Source organism: Asaia bogorensis (assembly GCF_900465345.1).
Classification (GTDB): Bacteria; Pseudomonadota; Alphaproteobacteria; order Acetobacterales; family Acetobacteraceae; genus Asaia; species Asaia bogorensis_A.
Genome location: NZ_UEGO01000031.1, coordinates 215,764 through 239,411, shown reverse-complemented (window position 1 = coordinate 239,411; position 23,648 = coordinate 215,764). Strand labels below are relative to the sequence as shown.

Sequence of the window (23,648 nt, the reverse complement as noted above, 5' to 3'; positions counted from 1 at the left end):
TCATACTGCTCCGGCCACCGGGCTGGACCTTGCGACAATGCCTCGCCATGTGGCCGTCATCATGGACGGCAACGGGCGCTGGGCGCGTGCGCGGGGCAAGCCGGTCATGGCCGGGCATCGCGCAGGTGCCGAGGCCGTCAGGCGCTGTGTCAGGGCGGCCATCACTGCGGGCGTGCGTTATCTGACGCTCTATGCCTTTTCGTCGGAAAACTGGAACCGCACCAGCGAGGAGGTTTCGGACCTGACATCGCTTCTGCGTTTTTATCTTCGGCACAAGGTTGCCGAACTGCACGAGCAGAATGTCAGGCTCGATTTCATCGGTGATCTGACCCGTTTCGACGCCGGGTTGCGGGCCGAAATTGATCGTGCACGTACGCTCACGGCGAGAAACACCCGTCTGACCATGATCCTCGCCCTGTCGTATGGCGCACGTCACGATATGCTGAGCGCGGCGAAGAAAATGGCCCTTGCCGCCTCGCGTGGCGAAATTGACCTGGATGGTCTGGGCGAGGCAGCTTTCGGCGATTTTCTTCAGACTTCTCCTTTTCCCGATCCAGACCTGATTGTGCGAACCAGTGGCGAGAGGCGGCTGTCCAATTTTCTGCTCTGGGAGTCGGCTTATGCTGAACTGGCTTTTCTGGATGTGATGTGGCCGGATTTCAACGAGGATCATTTTGCAGATCTCATGAGTGATTTTTCTCGACGCGAGCGCCGCTTCGGCAAACGCCTCGCACCGGATGGCGCTCTGTGAGTCAGCAAAGTGCCGCCCAGCGCTGGTCTGATCTGCGCCTGCGCCTCATCTCAGCAGCTATTATCGTTCCCGTGGCGGTGTTCTGTATCCTGATGGGCGGACTGGCTTATCGGGCCATGATTCTGCTTGTCAGTCTCGGGCTTGTCTATGAGGCCATGGCAATGGCAGGGCTGCGATGGGGACGTGGCGCCTTGCACTGGCGTGGCTGGCTGCTTCTCGCCTGGCCGTTGGTAGCGCTGCTTGCGGCGATGAGGGGCGAGTGGCGTGTCGCCTTTGCCCTGGTGTTCGCGGCAGGTGTTTTCGGCGCTGCCCAATGGGCCTGCGTAGCCGTGGCAGCATTGGGGGGGCTCTCCCTCTTCTGGCTGAGAGAGCCTTCGCAAGGCGCTGTACTCGTCCTTTTTGTTGTGGTGGTCGTGATTGCCAGTGATAGCGGCGCCTATCTTGCAGGACGTATTTTCGGCGGGCCGAAGCTTGCGCCGCGCATTTCTCCCGGCAAGACCCGCTCTGGCGCGGTTGGTGGCCTGGTGGCGGCCGGTATGGCCGGTGCGGCAACGGCGTTTCTCTCAGGTCTTGGCTCGCCCCTGGGTGGGCTCCTGTGGGCCATGGTGCTCGGCTGTGCCTCGCAGTCCGGCGACCTTGCCGAGAGCGCTGCCAAACGTCGGGTCGGGATCAAGGACTCGGGTAAGCTTATACCCGGTCATGGCGGGCTGCTTGACCGGTTTGACGGACTTCTTGCTGCCGCGCCTCTTGCAGCGCTGCTCTCCCTGTGCGTGCCCACACATATTTTCTGGGACGCCACGCCCCATGATGTGATCGTGGCCCTGACGCATTTTTTCGTTTCATCTTCTGCTTCATCGCATTGATCTGGAGTATCCTGGGATCATGACCGCTTCACCACGCAGCATCACCGTTCTTGGCAGCACCGGCAGTATCGGCTGCTCGACGATCGATCTCCTGCTGGCAGAACCGGCACGTTTCCAGATCCGGGCCCTTGTTGGTGGGCGCAATGTTGCCTTGCTGGCAGAGCAGGCAATCGCCCTGCATGCGGAAATTGCCGTCATCAACGACGAATCCCTGCTGGAGGAACTGCGCGACCGGTTGAAAGGGAGCGGCGTCCAAGCGGCGGGTGGACGCAAGGCGGTCATCGAAGCCGCTGCCATGGAGGCCGACTGGACGATGGCCGCCATTACCGGGGCCGCAGGGCTTGAGCCAACCCTCGCAGCGACACGGAATGGCCGCGCTATCGCGCTCGCCAACAAGGAGGCGCTCGTCAGCGCCGGTGACGTCATGCTGCGTGAGGTTGCGGCAGCAGGGGCGACCCTTCTTCCTGTTGATTCCGAACATAACGCCATCTTCCAGAGCCTGACAGGCAGCCCGATCGAGAGCGTCGAGAAGATCGTGCTGACCGCGTCCGGCGGGCCGTTCCGTTGTGCCTCGATTGAAACCATGCGTGCCGCCACACCGGAACATGCGCTCAAGCATCCGACGTGGAGCATGGGGGCCAAGATCACGATCGACTCTGCCTCGATGGCCAATAAGGGACTCGAAGTGATCGAGGCCGCCCGCATCTTCGGCCTGAGCAACGAACAGATCGACGTGCTGGTTCATCCCCAATCAGCTGTTCATGGCATGGTGCAGTTCCGCGACGGCAGCCTTATTGCGCAGCTCGGTGCGCCCGATATGCGCGTGCCCATCGCCAACACCCTAGCCTGGCCCGAACGTATGCAGACCAACGCGCCGCGTCTCGATCTGGCGGCGCTTGCCCGTCTGGATTTCGAAGCGCCAGACGAGGTGCGTTTCCCCGCACTGCGTCTGGCCCGTGAGGCCCTTTGTGCCGGGGCGGCCTCCCCCACCATTTTCTCTGCGGCCAACGAAATCGCCGTCGAGGCCTTCCTCGGCCGTCGTATCGGGTTCCTCGGGATCGGGGACACGATAGCCTATGCCATGGAAAAGCTTGGGGCTCCCAAGCTCGATACCCTTGATGAGGTGCTGCACTGGGATGCAGAAGCCCGTCGCGTAGCCGAGGCCTTCGTATCGCGCGAGCGCAGCAATTCCCTGAACGGTGCGGAGACGCTCCATGCATGAATTCGCGGTGACGATTCTTGCTTTCGCCCTCATCCTGGGGGTGCTCGTTTTCGTTCACGAGATGGGGCATTACCTTGCCGCGCGCTGGCGCGGTGTGAAGGTCGATACGTTCTCGATCGGCTTCGGGCCTGCGCTTTATCGCTGGCATGACCGCACGGGCACGGAATGGCGTATCTCGGCCGTTCCACTTGGTGGTTTCGTCAAGCCACATGGGTTTGAAGACCCCGAGGATGCAACGCCTGAGCAAAAGGCGGCGTGGGTCCCAGGTCAGACGTTCCACGACAAACCAGTCGGCTCGCGCATGTTGGTGATCGTCATGGGCCCGGTATTCAACTTTGTTTTCGCGATCCTGCTTTTTACGGTGCTGTATATCTCGGTCGGCAAACCCGAGTTGAAGAACGAAGTCTCGCAGGTTGTGCCGCATAGCGCCGCGGAAAAGGCCGGATTGCAGAAGGGTGACGTGATTACCCGGCTGGGATCGCTGGATGTGTTCAATTTTGCCGACATCCAGGCGCATGCCGTGAAGATGCCGGGCGAGAGCACGACGCTCGGGATTCATCGCGGTGACCAGGACCTCAGCCTCCCCATCACCCTGGACCGCGTTCCGGGCAAGCTGGGTGCCCCGGACACGGGCAGCATCGGCATCATGGCACAGTTGGTGCCTGGCAAGCCGATGGGTTTTGCAAGCGCTGTTACGGCAGGGCTGCATGAAACCTGGCTGGTCTCGGTGCAGACATTACAGGGCGTCTGGCAGATCATTACGGGTCATCGCAGTGCGCGAGAGCTTGGTGGGACGATCCGGATTGCCCAGCTCTCAGGGCAGGTGGCCCATTACGGCTTTGCCAGCATCCTGTCTTTCATGGCGCTTTTGTCCATCAATCTGGGCCTGATCAATCTCTTTCCCATCCCACTGCTCGACGGTGGGCGGCTCGTCTTTTACGCGGCTGAGGCTGTGCGGGGGAAACCTGTCTCACGCAAGGTACAGGAAATCAGCTATCAGGCCGGGTTCGCCATCATTGCTGCGCTGTTCCTGTTTTCTACCTTCAACGACCTATCGAATCTTGGTCTGTTTCGCTAGGAAAACGCTGGAAGTGCCTGTCACTGACACAGAGTGTTACGACACTTCATGTGGCAGGACGCTTGCTCAGGGGGGCTAAACCGGATACGTCCGGATGAAGTGGGCCAGCTGCGGAGTAGTCGCTTCGTTGCGGAAATTTAAATTGTCTGAAATAAACCTTCACGTCGGGTTGATGAAGTTAAGGAACGTCCGTCTTGTCAGGTAAACGCCTCGTTCTCCTTGCTTCGGTCTGCATACTCCCTGTTTGGGCAGGGAAGGCCGAGGCTCAGAAAACCCGCCGTCCTTCGCATCACCAGGCAGCCGCATCGCGGCAGGCCAATGGGCAGATGATCGAGGCGATCGACGTGAAGGGTAACACCCGCATCGAAACCAGCACCGTGCTGTCCTATATGGTGGTGCAGCCCGGTGACCGTTTCAACCAGGACGATCTCGATCGTTCGCTCAAGACGCTGTATGCGACCGGCCTGTTCAAGGACGTGACGCTGCGTCGCACGGGCGGCACGCTGACCGTGGACCTGATTGAGAACCCTATTGTCAATCGCATCGCCTTCGAGGGCAATCATGCGGTTAAGGACGAGGATCTGCGCAAGGAAATCGCCATGCGACCGCGCGCCGTGTTCTCCTCGCAGGCGGCTGCGGCTGATCGTCAGAAGCTGCTCGATCTCTATGCCTCGAAGGCCCGTTTCGGCGCGACCGTTACGCCGCAGATCATCAAGCTGTCGCATAACCGTGTCGATGTGATCTTCAAGATCAACGAAGCGCGCCAGACCCTGATCAACAAGGTCGTGTTCGTCGGCAACAAGGCGTTCAGTGAAGCCCGTCTGGCCTCTGTGATCTCGTCCAAGGAGACAGAGTGGTATCGCTTCTTCTCCTCATCGGACGAGTATAACCCTGAGCGTGTGAAGTACGATGCCGAATTGCTGCGTCGCTTCTATCTGCATAATGGTTATGTGGATTTCCACATGATCAATGCGACGGGTGAACTCTCACCTGACCGCAAGAACTTCATCATCACCTTCACGGTGGATGAGGGGCCGCGTTACCGCATTGGCAAGATGGATGTGCGTTCCAGCCTTCGTCACGTCGAAGGAAAGGATCTCAAGCAGTACATCGATCTGTTCCCGCATCAGTGGTACGATGGCACTGCCATCCAGAACAACGTGACGGGTATGCAGGAGCGTCTGCAGGCGACAGGCCATCCGTTTGCGATGGTTCGTTCCGAAATTGCCCGCAATCCTGAAAAGCGCATTGTCGATCTGCTGTTCGATGTGAACGAAGGACCGCATGTCTATGTCGAGCGCATCGACATCAACGGCAACACGGTGACCAAGGACAAGGTCATCCGTCGTGCGCTGCCTATGGCAGAGGGCGACCCGTACACCCCGTTCGATCGCAAGTACTCAAAGGCTGCGCTTCAGGATCTCGGCTATTTCAGCACGGTTTCCGTCGATCAGACCCAGGGTTCGGCACCGGACAAGGTGAACGTTGCGGCGAACGTGGTTGAGAAGCCGACCGGCGAATTTTCGCTTGGTGGTGGTTACTCGACCGACGTTGGTATTCTCGGTAACGGCTCGGTCAAGCAGCATAACCTGCTTGGCACGGGCATGGATGCCGGCATCTCCGGAACGGTTGCGTATTATCAGAAACAGGTCGATCTCTCGCTGACCGATCCCTACTTCCTGAACCGCAATATCGTTGCTGGTATCGATATCTTCGGTATCGAGAACAACTATCAGACCTATCAGTCCTATAAAGAGGGCCGTTACGGTATGACGCTGCGCATGGGGTATTCGTATAACAACTACCTCTCGCAATCCTGGAGCTACTCGCTGATCGATCGTCGCGTCGGCAACATCTTCAGCCAGAGCGATATTGCGACCTACGGCTATCAGTATGTGCCGTCCTATTATGTGCAGGATTCGGCAGGCTGGTCGCTGCTCTCGCAGCTGAGCACCACGCTCACCTATGACCGTCGCGATAACCGCATGCGTCCGCGCAAAGGCTATGTGCTGAACCTGAGCGGAGATTTCGCCGGCGTGGGCGGCGACGTGAAGTATCTGCGCGCCAAGTTCGATGGCCAGTATTATGTGCCGCTCGATTCCGTGACCGGTAACCATGACTGGGGCCTGCAGTTCAAGGGCGGCGTCGGCTATATGGGCGACTGGTCCAAGAGCAGCAATGTCAGCATCATCGACAACTTCTATCTTGGTGGTGAAAACCTGCGCGGCTTCCTGCAGGGTGGTGCCGGTCCGCGTACGGGTCATACAAGTATCGATAACCCGCTACCGGGTCAGGAAGATCTGATCGGTGGTCGCTTCATCTACACGGCGTCTGCCCAGCTTAACTTCCCGCTGCCCATGGGTGAGGATGTCGGGATTTCCGGACGTTACTTCGTCGATGCCGGTAGCCTTGCAGGGCTGCGCGTAAAGAATCTCTACACCAACCCGACGCAGGCCAAATACACGCCTGTCACGGGTAACACGCTCACACCGCGTGTTACCACGGGTCTTGGTATTTCCTGGAAAAGCCCGTTTGGCCTCGTAAATATCGACGCCGCCGTGCCGATCCGCAAGTCGCGCAACGACCGTCTCTACCCGATCCGTTTCGGCTTCGGGCAGCAATTCTGATCTCCGCTTACCGCTCTGTGCTATCGCCCGCCAAGAAGGCGATAGCCACCCGGTCTTGAACAGAGGTTTCCATGTCCATTTTCTCGGCAGCCCGTTTCGTGGCTGCTTCGGCACTGCTCGCTTCCGTCAGCCTGCCGAGCCTGGCCCAGGCACAATCTGCCCAGAACGCCTCCGGCAATGGTGGCTGGTTTGTTCCCAAGACAGCCCAGCAGCCGGCTCCTGCCGCGCCGCATCCGGTTCGTCGCGTTCCTGTCGCGCAGCCTATGGCGCAGGATGCTGATGAACCGATGCAGCAGCCTGAAACGCCGCCCGTTCTGCCGCAGCCTCCTATTCCTGACTCACCCGATCTGCCCAAGGCGGCACCGCCGCCGGCCGCCCTGCTCGGTGTGATCAGCATTCCGACCGTCATGCGTCTCTCCAGCGCGGCTGCCGAGGCGCAGCGTGTTCTGGGCGAGCGCCGCGACAAGCTCGCCGCTGCGGCCCAGAAGGAGCAGGCTGGCTGGCGTGCCGAGCAGCAGAAGCTGCAGGAAAGCGCCCGTACGCTGACTTCAGAGCAGATCCAGCTGCGTGAGCGTCATTTGCAGGAGCGTCGCGCCAAGGCGCAGCGTGATTTTGCCAATCGCGCCCGGATCATTCAGGAAGCAGCCAATGTTTCCCTGAACCAGATCGAGCGTGAGCTGGTTCGTATCGTGCGTCAGGTTGCTGCATCCCACAGCATGAACCTCGTTCTGCATAGCGAACAGGTCGCCCTGCATGTCGATGGTCAGGACATCACGGAAGAGACAGCCAAGGTCCTGAACAAGGTTCTGCCGCATGTCTTCATTCCTGCTGAGGACGTCGATCCTGAAGTGCTGGCAAAGTCGGGCAAGATGCCAACCACTGCGGATGAAGATACGAACTCGCAAGTTGGCCCCGGTCCCGCCGCAGCACCGGCGGCTCCTGCGCCGCAAGCCGCTCCTGCCTCCATCCTCAGAAAGCACTGATCTGTCATGACGCTTTCCCTGCCAGACGCTCTCCCCGGCGATCCCCGCTTCTTCGGGCGTGAGGGACCGTTTTCGGTCCAGTCGCTTGCCGAGTGGGCCGATGCCGAGATCGTGGGGCAGGGTGAGTCAGGTCAGCGCATGTTGCGTGGTGTGGCGCCTCTTCAGGCGGCCACTGCGCAGGAAGTGAGCTTTCTGGATAACAGGCGTTATCTTCCGCTCCTGGCGGAAACCAAGGCTGGTGCCGTCATTCTTGCACCGGCCTTCAAGGACAAGCTTCCAGAGGGCGTTGTCGGGCTGGTCAGCAAGTCACCTTATCTTGCCTGGGCTCGTATCGCCGCCCGTTTCCACCCGGTGCCCCCGTCGCGTCCCGGCGTACATGCGACGGCGTTTGTCGATGAAAGCGCTGTCCTGGGCGAGGGTGTCGAGATTGGCCCGTTCGTGACGATTGGCGCCAATGTGCAGATCGGGGCAGGGAGCGTCATCGGTCCTCACGCCGATGTGGCGCAGGGTGTCGTGATTGGCGCATCCTGCCGCATCGGCGCGCATGTCTCGCTGTCTCATGCTATTCTCGATGATCGTGTCACCCTCTATCCGGGTGCGCGTATTGGACAGGATGGCTTCGGCTTTGCTGTCGGACCGGCAGGGTTCGAGACCGTCCCACAGCTCGGGCGCGTCATTCTGGGTCATGATGTCGAGATTGGCGCAAATTCGACCATTGACCGTGGTTCTATGCGCGACACGGTAATCGGGGCAGGAACGCGTATCGATAATCTTGTCCAGATCGGCCACAATGCGCAGCTTGGCCGCTGCTGTATTGTAGTGTCTCAAGCTGGCATTTCCGGTTCGACAGAACTGGGTGATTTCGTCACGATTGCCGCTCAGGCTGGTCTGATCGGGCATATCAAGATTGGTGAAAAGGCCCGTATCGGCGCACAATGTGGTGTGATGTCGGATGTTGAGGCAGGTGCGGATGTCATTGGCAGTCCCGCCATGCCTTTTCGCGAGTTCTTCCGCAATGTCGCTTTTCTGCGCAGACTGGCCAAGAAGGACGGCAAGCCCGACGCCTGAGCACGACCGGTCGGGCAGTGGTCATGACTACAGAGTTTTGCTAGAAGCAGGCGGACACGTTAAACCTGTTGTCATGTAACTGACAATTGGGCGTGGTTGGCAGGGCCGACCCGCTCAGGAACGAGAAGTGAGCAGAACATTGGACGCCTCTGCGGAAGAGAAAAACAAGGAAGTAACGGCGCAGGCCGGCACGGCTGACAACGGCGCAGCCGAGGTCGCAACGGTGGATATCGAGGCTATCGATATCATGCGTATCATGGCCGCTATCCCGCATCGCTATCCCTTCCTGATGATCGACAAGATGGTCGATATCAAGCTTGGTGAGTCGGCGACCGGCATCAAGAACGTTACGATCAACGAGCCTTTCTTCACTGGGCATTTCCCGGCGCAGCCCGTCATGCCGGGCGTGCTCATTGTCGAGGCCATGGCCCAGACAGCGGCAACGCTGGTCGTGCTCACACTGGGTGAGGCTTTCGAAGGCAAGCTCGTCTATTTTATGACAATCGAGGGTGCCAAGTTCCGCCGGCCGGTCGGCCCCGGTGACCAGCTGCACATCACTGTCGTGAAAGAGCGCGCCCGCGCCAATGTCTGGCGCTTCAAGGGCGTTGCACGCGTCGATGGTGTATCGGTTGCCGAGGCGACCTTCAGCGCCATGATCATGGGTTAAAACAGCTTCGTGGATCGTTCCGTGTCAAATTGGCCCAGCACTGTCAGCATTCATCCCAGCGCCCTGGTCGCACCCGAGGCGATACTGGGTGAGAATGTCACCATCGGGCCCTGGTGTTCCGTTGGCCCCGATGTCTCGATCGGCGAGGGGGCCCGCCTCCATGCCAATGTCATCATCGACGGGTTGACCGAGATCGGTGCGCAGGTCGAAGTCTTCCCATTCGCCACGATCGGTCTCGCGCCGCAGGACCTCAAATACAAGGGCGAGCCGACACGCTGCGTGATTGGTGCCCATACCGTCATTCGTGAAAACGTGACGATCCATCGCGGGACCGCACAAGGCACAGCGCTTACCCAGGTCGGCTCGCGCTGCCTGATCATGGCGAATGCCCATGTCGCGCATGACTGCATGATCGGTGATGGCGTGATTATCGTGAACAATGTGGTCATGGGCGGTCATGTCGAGATCGGTGATGGTGCCCGTGTCATGGGGGCTGCTGCGCTGCACCAGTTCGTGCGTATCGGTCGCGGTGCGCTGGTTGGTGGCGTGTGCGGTGTCGAAGCTGACGTCATTCCCTATGGCAGTGTGCTCGGTAACCGGGCGCGTCTCGTAGGATTGCACTGGATCTGGCTGCGCCGCCAGGGCGTCAGCGCCGAAGAAATCCAGCAGATGCGTCGCGCTTTCCGCATTCTTTATCCGCGCACTGGCCGCAATGAGCAGGTGCTCGAAGCCCGCCTTGCGGCTGTAAAGCGTGACTTTCCTGACAGCCCTCGCGTGCAGGAGATCATCGCTTTCATGGAAGTCCAGAGCCGGCGTGGTCTTGTCCGCGCAGCCAGCCCTGCGCAGATCTCCGCCGAGACGGAGGGCGTGTGACTACCACATCGGTCGGTATTCTGGCAGGGGGCGGTCCGCTCCCTTTCCAGGTGGCCGATTCAGTGCGCGCCCAAGGGGGCGAGGTTTTTATCATCGGGTTTCAGGATTTCGTTGATCCCGACCTGATCCGTGCCTGGCCACATCGTATCATCCGTCTCGCTGCGGCGGGCGAAATTCTCTCCACACTTCGTGCTGCCGGTTGCCGCGATATCGTGCTTATCGGCCCGGTAAAGCGACCGGCCCTGCGTGATCTGCGTCCCGACGCCGAAGGCGCGCGTCTGCTCGCCCGGGTCGGGCGCGCGCTCTTCTCCGGTGATGACGGATTGCTCGGCGCGCTCGTGCGGATTTTCGGTGAAGAGGGCTTTCGCGTCCGAGGCGCCCATGAATTCCTGACCCGCTCGCTGGGTCGCCCCGGCGCCATGGGGCAATACGCACCGGATGATCTTGCACTGAGCGATATCAGACGCGGTGTTGCTGTCGTGCGTGGGCTGGGTGCGCTGGATATCGGGCAGGGGTGCATCGTGCAGGATAGCCTCGTTCTGGCTGTTGAAGCTATCGAAGGGACGGATGCCATGATTGCGCGGGCAGGGGGGCTGCGCCAGCCTGGCCCCGGTGGCGTGCTGGTGAAGATGCTGAAACCCGGCCAGGAAAAACGGGCCGACATGCCAACGATCGGCCCTCGAACCATCCAGAACGCCGCCTCTGCCGGGTTGCGTGGCATCGCGTTCGAGACGGGAGGCACCCTTCTGACAGATCCGGTCGCTTGTGAGGCAACCGCCGACCGCTCAGGTCTGTTTCTCTATGGTCTGAGCCCGGCCGAACTGCTGGGCGCTGACTGATCATCCTGTCCGGTGTGCAGCGCATTCCGGACCCAACTGCCCGGGAGAGCCACAATGGCAAGCTATCTGCACACGATGATACGCGTTCAGGATCTCGATAAGAGCGTTGCTTTCTACAAAATTCTGGGGATGCGTGAGATCCGTCGTCGCGAAGTGCCCGATGGTCGCTACACGCTGGTTTATATGGGGTTCAACGACAACGCCCATGGTGAGGCGGAAGTCGAGCTTACCTATAACTGGGATCAGGAAGGTCCTTACGAGCTCGGGACGGGCTTCGGGCATTTTGCGATCGGCGTGCCTGATGCGGCCCGTACAGTCGAGACGGTCCGAAGCAATGGCGGCAAGGTCACGCGCGAAGCTGGGCCAGTCAAGTTCGGCACAACAATCATCGCCTTCGTTGAAGATCCCGATGGCTACAAGATCGAGATCATCCAGAAGGACACGTTCTGAGGGAAAGATCGGGCGGGTGCATGACTTACCCACCTTGCGCCTCGCTCGGACATGGGGCGGGGCGTCTGGTGACCCTAGTTCGCCACGCGCGAGCGCTTGAGGCGTTCGGTCGCCTTTTCCAGCGCTTTGACGATGCTGGCGGCGTGCCGTTTGACCGTCTCGTCACCATGCGACGTCAGCAGGTCGGCAGCGAGAAGGGCAGTCGCCAGATCGTTGCGCAGATCATGACGAAGCCTTTTCAGTCTCGCTTCGGCATCGGTTGGTGGCGTTTCATCGCGCAGTGTCATGGTCAGACTCCTTGATTTGATTGACAGCGCAGTTTCAGGCCCGTAAAAGCCCGCGCACAGAGGAAGATGGCGTCAGCCTTGTGTCGTCTTCTTGTCGGGGGTGAAGCCAGGGGCCTCACCATCATTCATTGCCTTGAGGAATGACGCCATGAAGCGTACATATCAACCGTCCAAGCTCGTTCGCAAGCGTCGCCACGGCTTCCGTGCACGTATGGAAACCGTCGGTGGCCGTCGCGTCATCAACAACCGTCGCGCCAAGGGCCGCAAGAAGCTCTCGGCCTGATTCCGACTTGGCGGGTCTGCCTCAAAAACTTCGGAAAAGACCCGAATTTCTTCGGGTTGCGAGCCGCGGGCGCAAGGTCGCTACATCGGGGCTCGTGCTTCAGGTTCTGAAGACTGAAGACGAGGCGCCGGCCCGCGTCGGCTACACGGTTACCAAAAAAGTCGGGAACGCCGTTGTGCGTAACCGCACCCGCCGCCGCCTTCGGGCGGCGTTGGCGCATGTAGCGCAGGGCCATGCGTTGAGCGCTGTGGATCTGGTGCTCATCGGTCGCGATTCGACACGTGGCCGGCCCTTCGACAAGCTGATTGCCGATCTCGAATATGCCCTGAAAAAGGGGCAGGCCCTGTGATCGGCCTGGGCAGAAAGCTTCTGCTTTCGTGCCTGCTCGGCGTTCTGCATGTCTATCGCCGCTATATCAGTCCCCAACTCGGTACGAATTGTCGGTTTCACCCCTCCTGCAGTGCCTATGCCCAGGAGGCGTTGCGCCGACACGGTCTGGTGCGCGGGATATGGTTGACCGTGAAGCGGCTGCTGCGCTGTCATCCCTATTGTCGCGGCGGGTATGACCCAGTGCCCTGAACGGGGCGGCTTTGGATGGTTGCAAGGGGCTGTAAAACGCCTAATTCGCCTTCGCCCTATTGTTTTGTGACCCGATTTCGGTCACTTCAACGGCAGCGACCGTGGCATCCTGCCGCCGGGCGCTCAGAATTGTTTACTTTCATGGAAAGACCGGCACTCGGCTGATGGATATCAAGCGCATCCTGGTGGCAACCAGTCTCTCGCTCGCGATCGTGGTCGGCTTCGATTATTTCGTGCCTCAGCACGCAAAGAAAGATGCTGAAACCCAGACGGCCGGGCAGGTTCAGGGCAAACAGCCCCAAGCTGATGGCAAGGTTTCGGCCCTGCCTGTCGCCGCGCCGGGCGGCGCACCTGCCAATGGGCCTGCTGTTCCCAACGGACCGGCTGGACGCATTGCCATTGAGGGGCCGGATGCAACCGGATCCTTCAGCCTGCGCGGGGCCCGTTTCGACAATCTGGTGCTCACGCATTATTTTGAGACGCTGGACAAGAACTCGCCGCTCGTTCGCCTCCTGGAAACGGATGAAGGGCCGCAGCCGAGCTTTGTCGAACTGGGCTGGCAGGCGCCATCAGGCTCCACGATACGCCTACCGGATGCCAATACCGACTGGTCGAGCGATGACAAGACGCTCTCGCCCGACCACCCGGTTTCCGTGCAGTGGGATAACGGTCAGGGTCTGATTTTCCGAATTCAGATCAAGCTTGATCGTCGCTATCTTTTCGCGATCACCCAGAGTGTCGAGAACAAGGCAGGTGGGCCGGTTTCTCTCACGCCCTATCAGCGCGTCGAGCGTGATTACAAGCCGCTCGAGACTGGCGGTATGATCGTGCAGGAAGGCCCGCTTTCGGTCATGAATGACCGTCTGGACGAGGAATCCTACAAGACCATGCGCAAGGGCGCTGGCAAGCCCGACAACACCGCCTGGTCGGCTGATGGCGTGGGTGGCTGGGCCGGTATCACCGACAAGTACTGGCTGACGGCCATTATCCCCGACCAGAAAGCTGCGGTGACCGTACGGTATCGCTACGTGCCCAACGCCAAGGAAGGCTCATATATTGTCGATACGCTCTCGAGCCAGCCGATCCAGATCGCGCCGGGTTCGAATGTTGCGACGACAAGCATGATTTTTGCCGGTGCGAAAGAAGTCAATCTTCTCGATCAGTACACCGACGATCTGCATATTCCTTATTTCTACAAGGCCGTGGATTTCGGCTGGTTTGCGTTCCTGACGCGCCCGATGTTCCATGTGCTGCACTGGCTCTACAGTCATGTCGGTAATTTCGGCATCGCCCTGCTGATCCTGACCCTGATCATCAAGCTGATCCTCTATCCCCTGGCGACGAAATCCTTTGCCTCAATGGCGCGTATGCGCACGCTGGCCCCCCGTATCCAGGCCATTCGTGAGCACAACAAGGGCGATCAGCTGGCGCAGAACCAGCAGATCATGGCGCTCTACAAGGAAGAGGGTGTCAATCCGGCGGGTGGCTGTCTGCCGCTGCTCGTTCAGGCCCCGGTCGCGTTCTGCCTTTACAAGGTGCTGAACATCACCATCGAGATGCGCCACGCGCCCTTCTATGGCTGGATCCGCGATCTGTCAGCGCCCGACCCGACCACCATTTTCAATCTGTTTGGCCTTCTGCCGTTCAATCCGAGCTTTATGCCCGAGATGCTCCATATCGGCATCTGGCCCATCCTGTTCGGCTTCACCATCTGGCTGATGCAGCGTCAGAGCATGGTGAGCATGGACCCGGCTCAGCAGAAGATCATGCAGTTCATGCCGGTCATCTATACGATCTTCCTTGGTCGTATCTCGGCAGGCATCATCATTTACTACACATGGAACAACGTCCTCAGCTATGGTCAGCAGAAGCTGATCCAGAGCCAGATCGATCGTGCCCAGAAGAAAGGCGGAAAGGCCGTCAGCAAGTCGTGAGCCAGAAAGAAGATCCGACAGTCTTCAGTGACGAGCAGATCGAGGAAGGTCGTCTGCTTTTCGCATCGGAATGCGAATTCTTTTTCGGTGCGCAAAAGCTCGACCAGCTTCCCCCGCTTGCCGGTCCGGAAGTGGCCTTTGCCGGTCGCTCCAATGTAGGCAAGTCAAGCCTCATCAACGCCCTGACCGGACGTAACAGGCTGGCCCGCGCCTCTTCCGAGCCGGGGCGCACCAAGCAACTCAACTTCTTCAATCTTGGCGATCGTCTCGCTCTGGTGGACATGCCGGGCTATGGCTTTGCCAAGGCGGCCAAATCGGTCAAGGAAGAATGGCAGACCATGATGTTTGCCTATCTGCGCGGACGCCCGACGCTCACGCGCGTCTTTCTGCTGCTCGACTCCCGTATCGAGCTGAAGCAGGCAGATCGCGACGTGATGGAAATGCTCGACCGCGCCGCAGTGCTGTTTCAGGTCGTACTGACCAAGGCAGACTCGATGGGGTCGAACAAGCTCAAGGCCAAGATGGCCGAGGTGCAGGCCGTGCTGGCCAGACATGCCGCGGCCTATCCACATATCGCGACCACAAGCAGCGAGACCGGACTGGGCATCGAGACATTGCGTGCCGAGATCGCCCGGCTTATCGCTGGTGCGTCACCTGAGGGGATGCAGGGATGAGTAAGGATATCCCGGAGCTGACGCTTCCGGACATGAGTGATGAGGGGCAGCAGCAGGCGGCTCTTTTGGCCAGCGCATTGCCGTTTCTGCGGCGCTATGCGGGCGATACCATTGTCGTGAAATATGGCGGAAACGCCATGGGCAAGGATCATCTGTCCAGCGCTTTCGGGCGCGATATTGCCCTGCTGAAGCTCGTGGGCATCAACCCCATCGTTGTGCATGGCGGCGGCCCGCAGATCAGCGCCATGCTCAAGCGCCTGAACATTGAGTCCCGTTTTGTCGATGGCCTGCGCGTGACCGATCAGGCGGCGATCGACGTGATCGAAATGGTGCTTTCGGGCAGCGTCAACAAGCAGGTGGCCGATCTCATCAATCGCGCCGGGGCTTTGGCTGTTGGCATTTCGGGCAAGGATGGTGGCCTGTTGCAGGCGCGAAAGCTCCTGCATTACAGCCGCGACGCCCGCTCGGGCAATGATGAGGCGCAGGATCTCGGTTTTGTCGGTGAGCCCGTCAAGATCGACCCCCGCGTTCTTTTCTCCCTGCTGGGTTCGGGGCTTATTCCCGTCATCGCCCCGGTGGGCGTAGGCGAGAAGGGCGAGACCTATAATATCAATGCCGACACGGCGGCTGGTGCCATTGCTGGCAGCGTCAATGCGTCGCGCCTGCTGATGTTGACCGATGTGGCAGGTGTGCTTGACGAAAATGGCAAGCTCATTCCTGAACTCACGGCTGATGAGGCGCGTCGCCGCATCGCCGACGGGTCAATATCGGGTGGCATGATTCCCAAGGTCGAGACCTGTCTTGCGGCGGTCAAGGCAGGGGCCAGTGCAGCTGTGATCCTTGATGGTCGTGTGCCTCATGCCTGCCTGCTCGAGCTTTTCACGCATAAGGGATCAGGCACACTCATCCGCGCGGCCTGATCACGCGCTTTCATGCGCGAAATACCAGTCCAGGTCTTCTTCCTGGGCGATCGAGAGAGCCATGCGGGCTTTCTCGAAAAACATGTCGAGCGTGTCATGTGATCCGGGCTCACGCGTTACGAGCCCGATCTTGACCGACACGAGCGGATTGGCGCCGGCTGAGCACATGTATTTTCGGCGACAGATCTGCTCGGCTCGCTCGACCGAGACAAAACGGTCTCCACCATCAAGCCATAGAACGAAGCTTTCGCGATCTATCTGCCCGATCAGATCGGTTGGGCGTATGGCGCGTTGCAGGAACTTGATCGCATCGCGCACATGAGCGATCTGCGCGACCGCCTCCTCGGCCTCTACTGTTTCGCTGGGTGTATGAAGCAACCCATGGAAACTGACGAGCATGAGTGTGGCCGGGATCTGTTCACGATCGAGCCTCGCAAAACGTAGTTCGACTTTTTCCCGGAACAATGCCCAGACCGGCAGGTGTGTGAGGGGATCAAAGGGTAACGCTCGGAGCAGGAGGCGATAACGGTGATCGACTTCGATCATGGCAGCCGCTGTTTGCGCCAGTGCGTTCAGGATGCGACGGCAGGACTCCGTTGCCCGCCGCGGCATGCGGCAGCTGTAATAGACAACAAGGCCGATTTCTCCCTGGTGCCGTATCTCGGCGATCGCGCGGATACATAGATTGGTGGTGGTCCTGATGCCACCCACACGACTGCGATAATCCCCGTCACGCACTGGCCAGGAGTGGAGGATATGGATCTGCTGCTCGGTGGGCGCAGGGATGACGAGAGGGCCGGAACTCATGATCAGGCCGCGCTCGGGGCGTGTGACAAGGCAGAAGTGATCGAAAGCCTGCTTGAGCCCTTCAGGTACTGATATGGTGGACCGAAGGATTTCAAGGAGCGTGGCTTCGAGAGCGGCCTCCTTTGCAGGGACGCGCCCTCTCGGCGGAGCGCTGTCGAGAGCTTGTGACAAGCGAATACGAGCCGAGCGCATGATGTCGGAAAAAATGGCGTCCATCATGTTTGTTCCTGGAGCTCGGGAGGTGGCCTGTCAGGCCAGCGGCCAGCAGCCGATCTATACAGCGTGGCCTCACCGGTGACGCCATGTTTTTACTATAGGCATGGGTGTTTAATTACCCCTTAATGCGTCCCTCATGGAAGATTCGTTGACTTCCGGAAGCGTCCTGAGCATGGTCCGCTCAATTAGGTAACCCTGCTAAAGGATGGCTGATAATGCCTGTTTCAGATCTGCGCACCGTGATCGACTCCTTGTGGGAGCGTCGTGAGACGCTCAACGCCCATACGGAAGGCGAGGCGCGTGAGGCGATTGAACTGGCCCTGACATCCCTCGATGAGGGCAAGCTGCGCGTGGCGGAACCCAGGGACGGCGGCTGGGTTGTCCATGAGTGGCTCAAGAAAGCGGTACTGCTCTCCTTCCGCATCACGGATAGCCGCGTGGCCGAACGCGCCTGCGGGGGCGTTCCCGGTTTTGACAAGGTCCCCCTGAAGTTCGACGGCTGGGATCAGTTCCGCTTCGCCGAGGCAGGGTTCCGCGCTGTGCCGGGCGCCATCGTGCGTCGCTCTGCCTATATCGCTCCCGGCGTGGTGCTGATGCCAAGCTTCGTCAATGTTGGCGCGCGTGTGGATAGCGGCACGATGGTCGACACATGGGCGACGGTGGGCTCCTGCGCCCAGATCGGCAAGAATGTGCATATCAGCGGCGGTGCCGGTATTGGCGGTGTGCTTGAGCCGCTCCAGGCGGCACCTGTGATCATCGAGGATGATTGTTTCATCGGCGCGCGTTCCGAAGTGGCCGAAGGGGTGGTTGTCGAGCGCGGCTCCGTGCTCTCCATGGGCGTGTTCATTGGCGCTTCCACCAAGATTGTCGATCGTGCCACCGGCGAGATCTTTATGGGTCGTGTGCCCGCCTATTCCGTAGTCGTGCCGGGCACGCTGCCAGGTCGTACCCCCGATGCGCCGCATCTGGCCTGCGCCGTCATCGTCAAGCGGGTGGATGAGCGCACGCGCTCCAAGACCTCGATCAACGAATTGCTGCGCGACTGATCGTGTCGGTCGATGCCGTGACCCTGGCGGGCCAGCTGATTGCCTGCCGTTCCGTAACCCCGGCGGATGACGGGGCTATGGATGTCCTTTCCCGCACGCTTGAGGGGATGGGCTTTACCTGCGAGCGGGTCGATTGCGGCCCGGAGGGCGAGCGCACGCCCAATCTCTTTGCACGGCTTGGCGCGTCGGGGCCGCATCTCTGCTTTGCAGGGCACACTGACGTTGTTCCGCCTGGCCCAGGCTGGGTGCATGACCCGTTCGGTGCCCAGCACGCTGAAGGCATGCTCTACGGGCGTGGTATTGCCGACATGAAGGGCGGCATCGCCGCCTTTGTCGCAGCTGTCGCCTCGTTGCTCGCCGAGCGCCCTCTAAAGGGGTCTGTCAGCTTTCTGATTACAGGGGACGAGGAAGGGCCGGCACTGCACGGCACAAAAGAAGTCCTCCCCTGGATGGTGGCGCATGGGCATCGTCCGGATTTCTGTCTTCTGGGCGAGCCCACCAACCCCGCCCGGATGGGTGAGGTCATCAAGATCGGACGTCGTGGCAGCCTGAATGCCTGGATCACGGTCGAGGGTGTGCAGGGTCATGTGGCCTATCCGCATCTCGCTGATAATCCGGTGCATCGCCTGCTGCTGATACTGAGTGAACTGACCGGCCGTGTGCTCGATGAGGGCAACGAGCATTTCGCACCATCATCGCTGCAGGTCGTCAGCGTCGATGTCGGCAATCAGGCGACCAATGTCATTCCCGCCAAGGCCACAGCGCTGCTGAACATCCGGTTCAATACAGCGCACCAGGGGGATGATCTCGTGGCCTGGATCAGGGAGGTGGTTGCGTGTCATGCCCCTGCCGGTCATGTTGAAGCCAGCATCAGTGGCGAGGCATTCCTGACAAAGCCCGGAGCGCCTGTCGTGGCTCTGTCCAGGGTCATCGCACGCCATACAGGGCGTGTGCCTGCCCTCGACACGGGAGGGGGCACGTCGGATGCACGATTTATCGCGTCCTACTGTCCTGTGGCTGAATTTGGTCTTGTCGGTGCGACCATGCATAAGGCTGATGAATGCGTGTCGATTGCCGATCTGGAAATGCTCGTCATGATCTATCGTGATTTTCTCAAGGCCTTCGGATTGTGACACCCGGTTCAACTCCTCCGGCGGAAACCCCTGGTGGTGCCGCAACAAGGATCATTCGTGGCGTGGTGCGTCTGGGCCGGGGCAAGGCCGAAGGAATCGATTCCTTCAGCAACACGCCCGAAGCCTTATTATCCGCCATTGCACCAAGTGCCGCCCTTTTTCTGGTTCTGGCTCTGTCGCAGTTCGTGCAGGGATATGATGCCACTGAGGTTACCAAGGTTCTGATCCTGATCACGGCGCTGCTGCTGCGTCTCGTGGTTTCGCAAGCTTTGGCTTCGGTCTGGGGGAAGGCGGAGAGCTGGTTACGCTACGCTACGGCGTTGCTGTGGTCAGCATGGCTGCCGATGGTGTTGTCTCTGGTGGTGTTGAGCATCGCGCAGATCATCATGCCCGGTATCGTGACATCGCGTCCTGCGCTGGCTGTCATCATGATTGGTATCGAGGCTTATGAGTTCTGGCTCTCATGGTTCGTGGCCAAATCCGGCCTGGGGCTCAAGGGCGGCAAGGCGGCACTGCTTGTGGTGGTAGTGAACCTTGCTGTGGCGTCGCTCTATCTCATCGCCATTGCGCTGCCGCCGCATTACAACGCGCTCAAGGAATTGATGGGCCCGCTGCCCAAACCGCATCCCTGATCTCCCGAGCCCCCGCGCCCGCGCAGGGCAGGGCTCAGGCGAACGGGTCCAGCTCGTAGCCCACACCGATCAGGCATAGGCCGTCCGGCGGGGCTGTGGGGCCAGCGACGCGCCGGTCGCAGGCCTCTAGAACGTCACGAATACGGCTGACCGGCCACTGGCCGCTACCGACAAGCTGCAACGAACCCGCCAGATTGCGCACCTGATGATGCAAAAAGGACCGGGCTTCCACATCCAGCCGCACAAAATTCCCCTCGCGGGTGACGTCCAGCCGGTCCAGCGTGCGGATCGGGCTGCTCGCCTGACAGGACGCCGCTCTGAACGACGAGAAATCATGACGTCCCAGCAGGCTCTGGGCTGCCTCATGCATCGCCCCGGCATCGAGGGGGCGCCGTACATGCCATACGTGATTGAGGTCGATCACCGGGCGGGTTGGGCGGTTGAGAATGGTGTAGCAATAGCGACGCGAGATGGCAGAGAACCGTGCATGCCAGCCCGGGCGCGCTTGTGCCGCTTCGAGGATCGCCACGCGATGCGGCTTGAGGTGAAAGCTGACGCCATCACGTATCTGCCTCGCGTCGAGACGAGGGTCATCCGGCAGATCGAGCTGCACCACCATGGAAGAAGCATGCACCCCCGCATCGGTACGCCCCGCCGTGGCCGTCATGACGGGGGCATCCCCTACGAGGCGTGATGCAGCCTCTTCCAGCAGGGCCTGCACCGACACGCCATTGTTCTGGCGCTGCCAGCCAACGAGCCCCGTGCCGTCATATTCGATCCTGAGCGCCCAACGGCGATATCCGCTGGCAGGTTCATCACTGCCCAAGGCGCGTGCCTTTCGGCATGGGGGTGCCACGCAGATAATCGGTCGCGTTCATCATCGCCTTGCCGGGGCGCTGGAGCCGCAAAATCTGCAGGGCATCGTCACCGCATTGTACCGTCAGCGCATCATCCAGAACTGTGCCAGCCGGTACATTCGCCCCACCTGAAGCTGCAAGCGGGACAAGCTCTGCCTCACCGATCTTGAGCACAGTCCCGTCCTGTGTGGTGAAGGCACCCGGCCAGGGCGTCAGACCGCGTATCTGGCGGTCGATGATCGTCGCAGGCTGGTTCCAGTCGATGCGGCCTGTCTCGCGGGTGAGTTTCTCGGCGTAGGTCACGCCCTGTTCAGGCTGCGGAACCGGAGCAAAGGGACGGCGCAGCGTCTCGAGCAGCAGTTCCGCACCCAGAAAGCTGAGGCGATCATGCAGCGTTGAGGCGGTTTCGGAGGGGGACAGATCCACAGCGGCCTCTGCGAGCACATCCCCGGTGTCCAGCCCCGCATCCATCTGCATGATCGACACGCCCGAGCGGCGATCACCAGACAGGATGGCTGACTGGATGGGCGAGGCGCCCCGCCAGCGCGGCAGCAGGCTTGCGTGGATATTGAGGCAGCCCAGTTTCGGGGCATTGAGCATACGCTGGGGCAGGATCAGCCCATAGGCGACCACAATGGCGCAATCAGCCTGAAGTGACTCGAAAAAAGCGAGTTCATCCTCATTCTGCCGGATCCTGACAGGGGAGCGCACGGCGATGCCCTCGGCCTCGGCTGCGCTCTGAACGGGTGAGGGGCGCAGCGCTTTGCCGCGCCCGGCCGGGCGCGGGGGCTGGGTATAGACCTGCACGACCTCATGCCCGGCTGCGATCAGCGCCTTGAGAACCGGCACCGAGAAATCAGGCGTGCCCATAAACACCAGACGCATGGTTTCAGCGGCCTTTCTGTTCCTTGGCGAGGCGGCGCATGATCATGTTGCGCTTGAGCTTGGAAAGGTGGTCGACGAACAGGATACCGTCGAGATGGTCGATTTCGTGCTGAAGGCAGGTGGCCAGCAGGTCATCGGCCTCCATCTCGATCACTTCACCCTCGAGATTGCGATAGCGCATCCGCACGCTCAGGGGGCGGATGACTTCTGCATACTGGTTGGGCAGGGAGAGGCAGCCTTCCTCGCGGGCGGCGAGCTGCTCGGATTCCTCGATGATTTCGGGGTTGATGAGCACCATCGGGTTGCGCTCGCCCTCATCGGCCACATCGACGAGCGCAAAACGCAGGCCCAGACCGATCTGCGGGGCAGCAAGGCCGATACCCGGCGCCTTGTACATGGCAGAGAACATGCCCGGCAGGTGGGACTTGACGAGAGCCATGTCGTCAGCCGTGACCTCACGGGCGACCGCCCGCAGCACGGGCTGCGGCGCAACGAGGATGGGCGTGGGCGTAATGGACTCGATGTCCGGGAGGAAGGAGAGCGCTGTCATGATGGAGCGGATGTAATCGGTCAGGTGCCGGAAAACCAGTTCTAAACGGGGCATAAACCTCAAAGAACGGCAATTCCTGCAGGGGCTCTTGCTTGCACCACGCACCAAACATGACCATATCGGGAAAGTGATCCGGCGCCGCAACCAAGGGCTGGATCCTGTTACCGTCTCGCTCATGGAGGAGGCTGCATGTCAGGCCGTCTGTTTACGTCACCCATGTTTCTCGGTTTCGACCATCTGGAGCAGATGCTCGAACGGGCCTCGAAAACAGCCTCTGATGGCTATCCCCCCTATAATATTGAGCAGTTGAACCAGACCACCCTGCGTATCACGCTGGCCGTAGCCGGGTTCGTGATGGACGATCTGCACATCACGCAGGAAGATAACCAGCTGGTCATTCGTGGCCGTCAGACCGATGACAGTCAGGGGCGTGTGTTCCTGCATCGTGGTATTGCGGCGCGTCAGTTCCAGAAGGCGTTTGTTCTGGCCGAGAACATCGAGATTGGTGAGGCCTGGCTTGATAACGGCCTGCTCTACATTGACCTGTTCCGCCCCCAGCCCGAAGTGCGGGTCAAGCGTATCGAGATCAGCGCCGGGCGTCGCGAGACGGGTGTGACTCGTGCCACCCATATCGAAATGCCCAAACCCCGTCGCACCCGCGCCATACGCGATCTTGACGACGATTGAGGGCGATCAGTGCCTTATTCGGGCAACTGGCGAGATGACCAGCCCGGCACTGTCATGGTATTGGGCTGAAAAGAGAGAAAAGCGATGAGAAAAAACACGCGCGATGACGCCGGAAATGACGCACCCGCCCCGGTTGCCGATCTGCGCCGCATGTCGCATGACGATCTGAAGGCGTTCGGGATGAGCCATGTCGCCTATGTCAAACCCGTGGTTTACGAGGGCGAGGCTGCCTTTGCGATCCACGCGGCGGATGGCACCCCGATGGCGCTGGCGGAAGACCGTTCGAGCGCCTTCGAAGCCATTGTCGACCATGAAATGATTCCGGCCTGGGTACACTGACCATGACTACCACGCCTGACACCATTCAGCGCTATGCTGAGGAACACCGTCTGAGTGGCGCGGTGCGTCATGGCAATACACTCTATCTGGCAGGACAGGTTGCGGATGATGCGTCGCTCGATACCGAGGGCCAGACTGCCGATATCCTGCGTCAGATCGATGTGCTTCTGACCGAGGCGGGCACGGACAAGACAAAGCTCCTCTCGGTGCAGGTCTATCTGACGGATATTACCGAAATCGATGCGATGAATCGCGCCTGGGATGCCTGGCTGGATCACGATCACAAACCGGCACGGGCGACAGTCGAGACGCGTCTTGTCGATCCGCAATGGGCTGTCGAGATCACAGCTATCGCCGCCATCTAAGCGGCCATCCCCGTTCGTTCACCCTATGCTTGC

At 60.3% G+C, this 23,648-nt stretch carries 28 protein-coding genes; 23 read left to right on the top strand and 5 right to left on the bottom strand.

All coding sequences use genetic code 11. The features are described from left to right. Nucleotides 1-37 precede the first annotated feature (37 nt). The 11 genes from uppS (at nucleotide 38) to gloA (ending at nucleotide 11,421) form a co-directional block, all read left to right on the top strand. The gene (gene uppS / locus ED655_RS11305; RefSeq protein WP_122050332.1) at nucleotides 38-751 is read left to right on the top strand and encodes a polyprenyl diphosphate synthase; all 714 of its coding nucleotides are present in this window, start codon (nucleotides 38-40) and stop codon (nucleotides 749-751) included. Further along, nucleotides 748-1,614 carry a phosphatidate cytidylyltransferase gene (locus tag ED655_RS11300; RefSeq protein ID WP_122050229.1) on the top strand — a complete coding sequence of 289 codons (867 nt, stop codon included), beginning with the start codon at nucleotides 748-750 and terminating at the stop codon, nucleotides 1,612-1,614. The genes uppS and ED655_RS11300 overlap by 4 nt, the downstream gene beginning before the upstream one ends. Nucleotides 1,615-1,633: 19 nt before the next feature. After that, nucleotides 1,634-2,836 (top strand): 1-deoxy-D-xylulose-5-phosphate reductoisomerase, encoded by a 1,203-nt coding sequence (dxr, locus tag ED655_RS11295; protein WP_122050228.1) that lies wholly within the window; start codon nucleotides 1,634-1,636, stop codon nucleotides 2,834-2,836. After that, nucleotides 2,829-3,914, top strand: a complete 1,086-nt coding sequence (gene rseP, locus ED655_RS11290; protein ID WP_122050227.1) for an RIP metalloprotease RseP — start codon at nucleotides 2,829-2,831, stop codon at nucleotides 3,912-3,914. Before dxr ends, rseP begins: the two co-directional genes overlap by 8 nt. A gap of 194 nt (nucleotides 3,915-4,108) precedes the next feature. Then, a complete protein-coding gene (bamA, locus tag ED655_RS11285) occupies nucleotides 4,109-6,541 on the top strand; it encodes an outer membrane protein assembly factor BamA (RefSeq protein WP_035443891.1) in 2,433 nt (810 codons plus the stop codon). A gap of 71 nt (nucleotides 6,542-6,612) precedes the next feature. Next, a complete protein-coding gene (locus tag ED655_RS11280; RefSeq protein WP_122050226.1) occupies nucleotides 6,613-7,524 on the top strand; it encodes an OmpH/Skp family outer membrane protein in 912 nt (303 codons plus the stop codon). A gap of 6 nt (nucleotides 7,525-7,530) precedes the next feature. After that, the gene (lpxD, locus tag ED655_RS11275) at nucleotides 7,531-8,592 is read left to right on the top strand and encodes a UDP-3-O-(3-hydroxymyristoyl)glucosamine N-acyltransferase (RefSeq protein ID WP_122050225.1); all 1,062 of its coding nucleotides are present in this window, start codon (nucleotides 7,531-7,533) and stop codon (nucleotides 8,590-8,592) included. 247 nt (nucleotides 8,593-8,839) lie between these two features. Next, nucleotides 8,840-9,259: a 3-hydroxyacyl-ACP dehydratase FabZ gene (fabZ, locus tag ED655_RS11270; protein ID WP_031240655.1), complete on the top strand. Its 420-nt coding sequence runs from the start codon at nucleotides 8,840-8,842 to the stop codon at nucleotides 9,257-9,259. 21 nt (nucleotides 9,260-9,280) lie between these two features. Then, complete coding sequence (gene lpxA / locus ED655_RS11265; protein ID WP_031240653.1) at nucleotides 9,281-10,132, top strand: acyl-ACP--UDP-N-acetylglucosamine O-acyltransferase; 852 nt, start codon at nucleotides 9,281-9,283, stop codon at nucleotides 10,130-10,132. Then, a complete protein-coding gene (locus ED655_RS11260; protein ID WP_023978521.1) occupies nucleotides 10,129-10,971 on the top strand; it encodes an LpxI family protein in 843 nt (280 codons plus the stop codon). The genes lpxA and ED655_RS11260 overlap by 4 nt, the downstream gene beginning before the upstream one ends. A gap of 54 nt (nucleotides 10,972-11,025) precedes the next feature. After that, on the top strand, nucleotides 11,026-11,421 hold the full coding sequence (gene gloA / locus ED655_RS11255) for a lactoylglutathione lyase (RefSeq protein WP_023978520.1): 396 nt from the start codon (nucleotides 11,026-11,028) through the stop codon (nucleotides 11,419-11,421). 74 nt (nucleotides 11,422-11,495) lie between these two features. Here the strand turns inward: gloA and ED655_RS11250 are convergent, their stop codons facing one another. Further along, on the bottom strand, nucleotides 11,496-11,708 hold the full coding sequence (locus tag ED655_RS11250; protein WP_122050224.1) for a hypothetical protein: 213 nt from the start codon (nucleotides 11,706-11,708) through the stop codon (nucleotides 11,496-11,498). A 148-nt stretch (nucleotides 11,709-11,856) separates the two neighbouring features. Between ED655_RS11250 and rpmH the strand changes: the two genes are divergently transcribed. From rpmH to argB, 6 genes are all read left to right on the top strand, one after another. Next, a complete protein-coding gene (gene rpmH / locus ED655_RS11245; RefSeq protein ID WP_023978518.1) occupies nucleotides 11,857-11,991 on the top strand; it encodes a 50S ribosomal protein L34 in 135 nt (44 codons plus the stop codon). A 7-nt stretch (nucleotides 11,992-11,998) separates the two neighbouring features. Further along, complete coding sequence (gene rnpA, locus ED655_RS11240; RefSeq protein WP_122050223.1) at nucleotides 11,999-12,340, top strand: ribonuclease P protein component; 342 nt, start codon at nucleotides 11,999-12,001, stop codon at nucleotides 12,338-12,340. Next, nucleotides 12,337-12,570 (top strand): membrane protein insertion efficiency factor YidD, encoded by a 234-nt coding sequence (gene yidD, locus ED655_RS11235; RefSeq protein ID WP_346773215.1) that lies wholly within the window; start codon nucleotides 12,337-12,339, stop codon nucleotides 12,568-12,570. The genes rnpA and yidD overlap by 4 nt, the downstream gene beginning before the upstream one ends. A gap of 164 nt (nucleotides 12,571-12,734) precedes the next feature. Beyond that, a complete protein-coding gene (yidC, locus tag ED655_RS11230; RefSeq protein ID WP_122050222.1) occupies nucleotides 12,735-14,504 on the top strand; it encodes a membrane protein insertase YidC in 1,770 nt (589 codons plus the stop codon). Next, the gene (yihA, locus tag ED655_RS11225; RefSeq protein ID WP_031240647.1) at nucleotides 14,501-15,178 is read left to right on the top strand and encodes a ribosome biogenesis GTP-binding protein YihA/YsxC; all 678 of its coding nucleotides are present in this window, start codon (nucleotides 14,501-14,503) and stop codon (nucleotides 15,176-15,178) included. Before yidC ends, yihA begins: the two co-directional genes overlap by 4 nt. Continuing rightward, entirely contained in the window at nucleotides 15,175-16,098 is a 924-nt protein-coding gene (argB, locus tag ED655_RS11220; RefSeq protein WP_122050221.1) for an acetylglutamate kinase, read from the top strand. Before yihA ends, argB begins: the two co-directional genes overlap by 4 nt. On the opposite strand, the gene ED655_RS11215 is transcribed toward argB, so the two are convergent. Beyond that, on the bottom strand, nucleotides 16,099-17,124 hold the full coding sequence (locus ED655_RS11215) for a GGDEF domain-containing protein (protein ID WP_122050220.1): 1,026 nt from the start codon (nucleotides 17,122-17,124) through the stop codon (nucleotides 16,099-16,101). Nucleotides 17,125-17,336: 212 nt separating this feature from the next. Between ED655_RS11215 and dapD the strand changes: the two genes are divergently transcribed. From dapD to ED655_RS11200, 3 genes are read left to right on the top strand one after another with little or no spacing between them, the layout of a single operon-like run. Further along, nucleotides 17,337-18,167: a 2,3,4,5-tetrahydropyridine-2,6-dicarboxylate N-succinyltransferase gene (dapD, locus tag ED655_RS11210; protein ID WP_122050219.1), complete on the top strand. Its 831-nt coding sequence runs from the start codon at nucleotides 17,337-17,339 to the stop codon at nucleotides 18,165-18,167. A gap of 2 nt (nucleotides 18,168-18,169) precedes the next feature. Further along, nucleotides 18,170-19,300, top strand: a complete 1,131-nt coding sequence (gene dapE / locus ED655_RS11205; protein ID WP_240993631.1) for a succinyl-diaminopimelate desuccinylase — start codon at nucleotides 18,170-18,172, stop codon at nucleotides 19,298-19,300. Beyond that, a complete protein-coding gene (locus ED655_RS11200) occupies nucleotides 19,297-19,932 on the top strand; it encodes a hypothetical protein (protein ID WP_122050217.1) in 636 nt (211 codons plus the stop codon). Before dapE ends, ED655_RS11200 begins: the two co-directional genes overlap by 4 nt. Nucleotides 19,933-19,966: 34 nt before the next feature. Here the strand turns inward: ED655_RS11200 and truA are convergent, their stop codons facing one another. From truA to def, 3 genes are read right to left on the bottom strand one after another with little or no spacing between them, the layout of a single operon-like run. Continuing rightward, nucleotides 19,967-20,758, bottom strand: coding sequence for a tRNA pseudouridine(38-40) synthase TruA (gene truA / locus ED655_RS11195; protein WP_122050216.1), 792 nt, complete (start codon nucleotides 20,756-20,758; stop codon nucleotides 19,967-19,969). Then, a complete protein-coding gene (gene fmt / locus ED655_RS11190; protein WP_122050215.1) occupies nucleotides 20,748-21,674 on the bottom strand; it encodes a methionyl-tRNA formyltransferase in 927 nt (308 codons plus the stop codon). The genes truA and fmt overlap by 11 nt, the downstream gene beginning before the upstream one ends. Before the next feature lie 4 nt (nucleotides 21,675-21,678). After that, nucleotides 21,679-22,224 carry a peptide deformylase gene (gene def / locus ED655_RS11185; RefSeq protein ID WP_023978509.1) on the bottom strand — a complete coding sequence of 182 codons (546 nt, stop codon included), beginning with the start codon at nucleotides 22,222-22,224 and terminating at the stop codon, nucleotides 21,679-21,681. Between the two features lie 189 nt (nucleotides 22,225-22,413). Here def and ED655_RS11180 point away from each other — a divergent pair, with 189 nt between their 5' ends. The 3 genes from ED655_RS11180 to ED655_RS11170 all read left to right on the top strand — a co-directional run bounded on the left by ED655_RS11180 (nucleotide 22,414) and on the right by ED655_RS11170 (nucleotide 23,615). Then, a complete protein-coding gene (locus ED655_RS11180) occupies nucleotides 22,414-22,911 on the top strand; it encodes an Hsp20 family protein (RefSeq protein WP_023978508.1) in 498 nt (165 codons plus the stop codon). A gap of 84 nt (nucleotides 22,912-22,995) precedes the next feature. Continuing rightward, on the top strand, nucleotides 22,996-23,250 hold the full coding sequence (locus tag ED655_RS11175) for a DUF1150 family protein (protein WP_035443886.1): 255 nt from the start codon (nucleotides 22,996-22,998) through the stop codon (nucleotides 23,248-23,250). A gap of 2 nt (nucleotides 23,251-23,252) precedes the next feature. Next, nucleotides 23,253-23,615 (top strand): RidA family protein, encoded by a 363-nt coding sequence (locus tag ED655_RS11170; protein WP_122050214.1) that lies wholly within the window; start codon nucleotides 23,253-23,255, stop codon nucleotides 23,613-23,615. Nucleotides 23,616-23,648 lie beyond the last annotated feature (33 nt).

Bases quoted from the DNA above. Each gene is read 5' to 3' on its own strand.
- ED655_RS11215 (WP_122050220.1), bottom strand. From the start codon at position 17,124: ATGATGGACGCCATTTTTTCCGACATCATGCGCTCGGCTCGTATTCGC.
- def (WP_023978509.1), bottom strand. From the start codon at position 22,224: ATGACAGCGCTCTCCTTCCTCCCGGACATCGAGTCCATTACGCCCACG.
- ED655_RS11170 (WP_122050214.1), top strand. From the start codon at position 23,253: ATGACTACCACGCCTGACACCATTCAGCGCTATGCTGAGGAACACCGT.
- dapD (WP_122050219.1), top strand. From the start codon at position 17,337: ATGCCTGTTTCAGATCTGCGCACCGTGATCGACTCCTTGTGGGAGCGT.
- rseP (WP_122050227.1), top strand. From the start codon at position 2,829: ATGCATGAATTCGCGGTGACGATTCTTGCTTTCGCCCTCATCCTGGGG.
- dxr (WP_122050228.1), top strand. From the start codon at position 1,634: ATGACCGCTTCACCACGCAGCATCACCGTTCTTGGCAGCACCGGCAGT.
- rpmH (WP_023978518.1), top strand. From the start codon at position 11,857: ATGAAGCGTACATATCAACCGTCCAAGCTCGTTCGCAAGCGTCGCCAC.
- ED655_RS11280 (WP_122050226.1), top strand. From the start codon at position 6,613: ATGTCCATTTTCTCGGCAGCCCGTTTCGTGGCTGCTTCGGCACTGCTC.
- argB (WP_122050221.1), top strand. From the start codon at position 15,175: ATGAGTAAGGATATCCCGGAGCTGACGCTTCCGGACATGAGTGATGAG.
- uppS (WP_122050332.1), top strand. From the start codon at position 38: ATGCCTCGCCATGTGGCCGTCATCATGGACGGCAACGGGCGCTGGGCG.
- ED655_RS11250 (WP_122050224.1), bottom strand. From the start codon at position 11,708: ATGACACTGCGCGATGAAACGCCACCAACCGATGCCGAAGCGAGACTG.
- ED655_RS11175 (WP_035443886.1), top strand. From the start codon at position 22,996: ATGAGAAAAAACACGCGCGATGACGCCGGAAATGACGCACCCGCCCCG.
- ED655_RS11180 (WP_023978508.1), top strand. From the start codon at position 22,414: ATGTCAGGCCGTCTGTTTACGTCACCCATGTTTCTCGGTTTCGACCAT.
- fmt (WP_122050215.1), bottom strand. From the start codon at position 21,674: ATGCGTCTGGTGTTTATGGGCACGCCTGATTTCTCGGTGCCGGTTCTC.
- fabZ (WP_031240655.1), top strand. From the start codon at position 8,840: ATGCGTATCATGGCCGCTATCCCGCATCGCTATCCCTTCCTGATGATC.
- yidC (WP_122050222.1), top strand. From the start codon at position 12,735: ATGGATATCAAGCGCATCCTGGTGGCAACCAGTCTCTCGCTCGCGATC.
- lpxD (WP_122050225.1), top strand. From the start codon at position 7,531: ATGACGCTTTCCCTGCCAGACGCTCTCCCCGGCGATCCCCGCTTCTTC.
- gloA (WP_023978520.1), top strand. From the start codon at position 11,026: ATGGCAAGCTATCTGCACACGATGATACGCGTTCAGGATCTCGATAAG.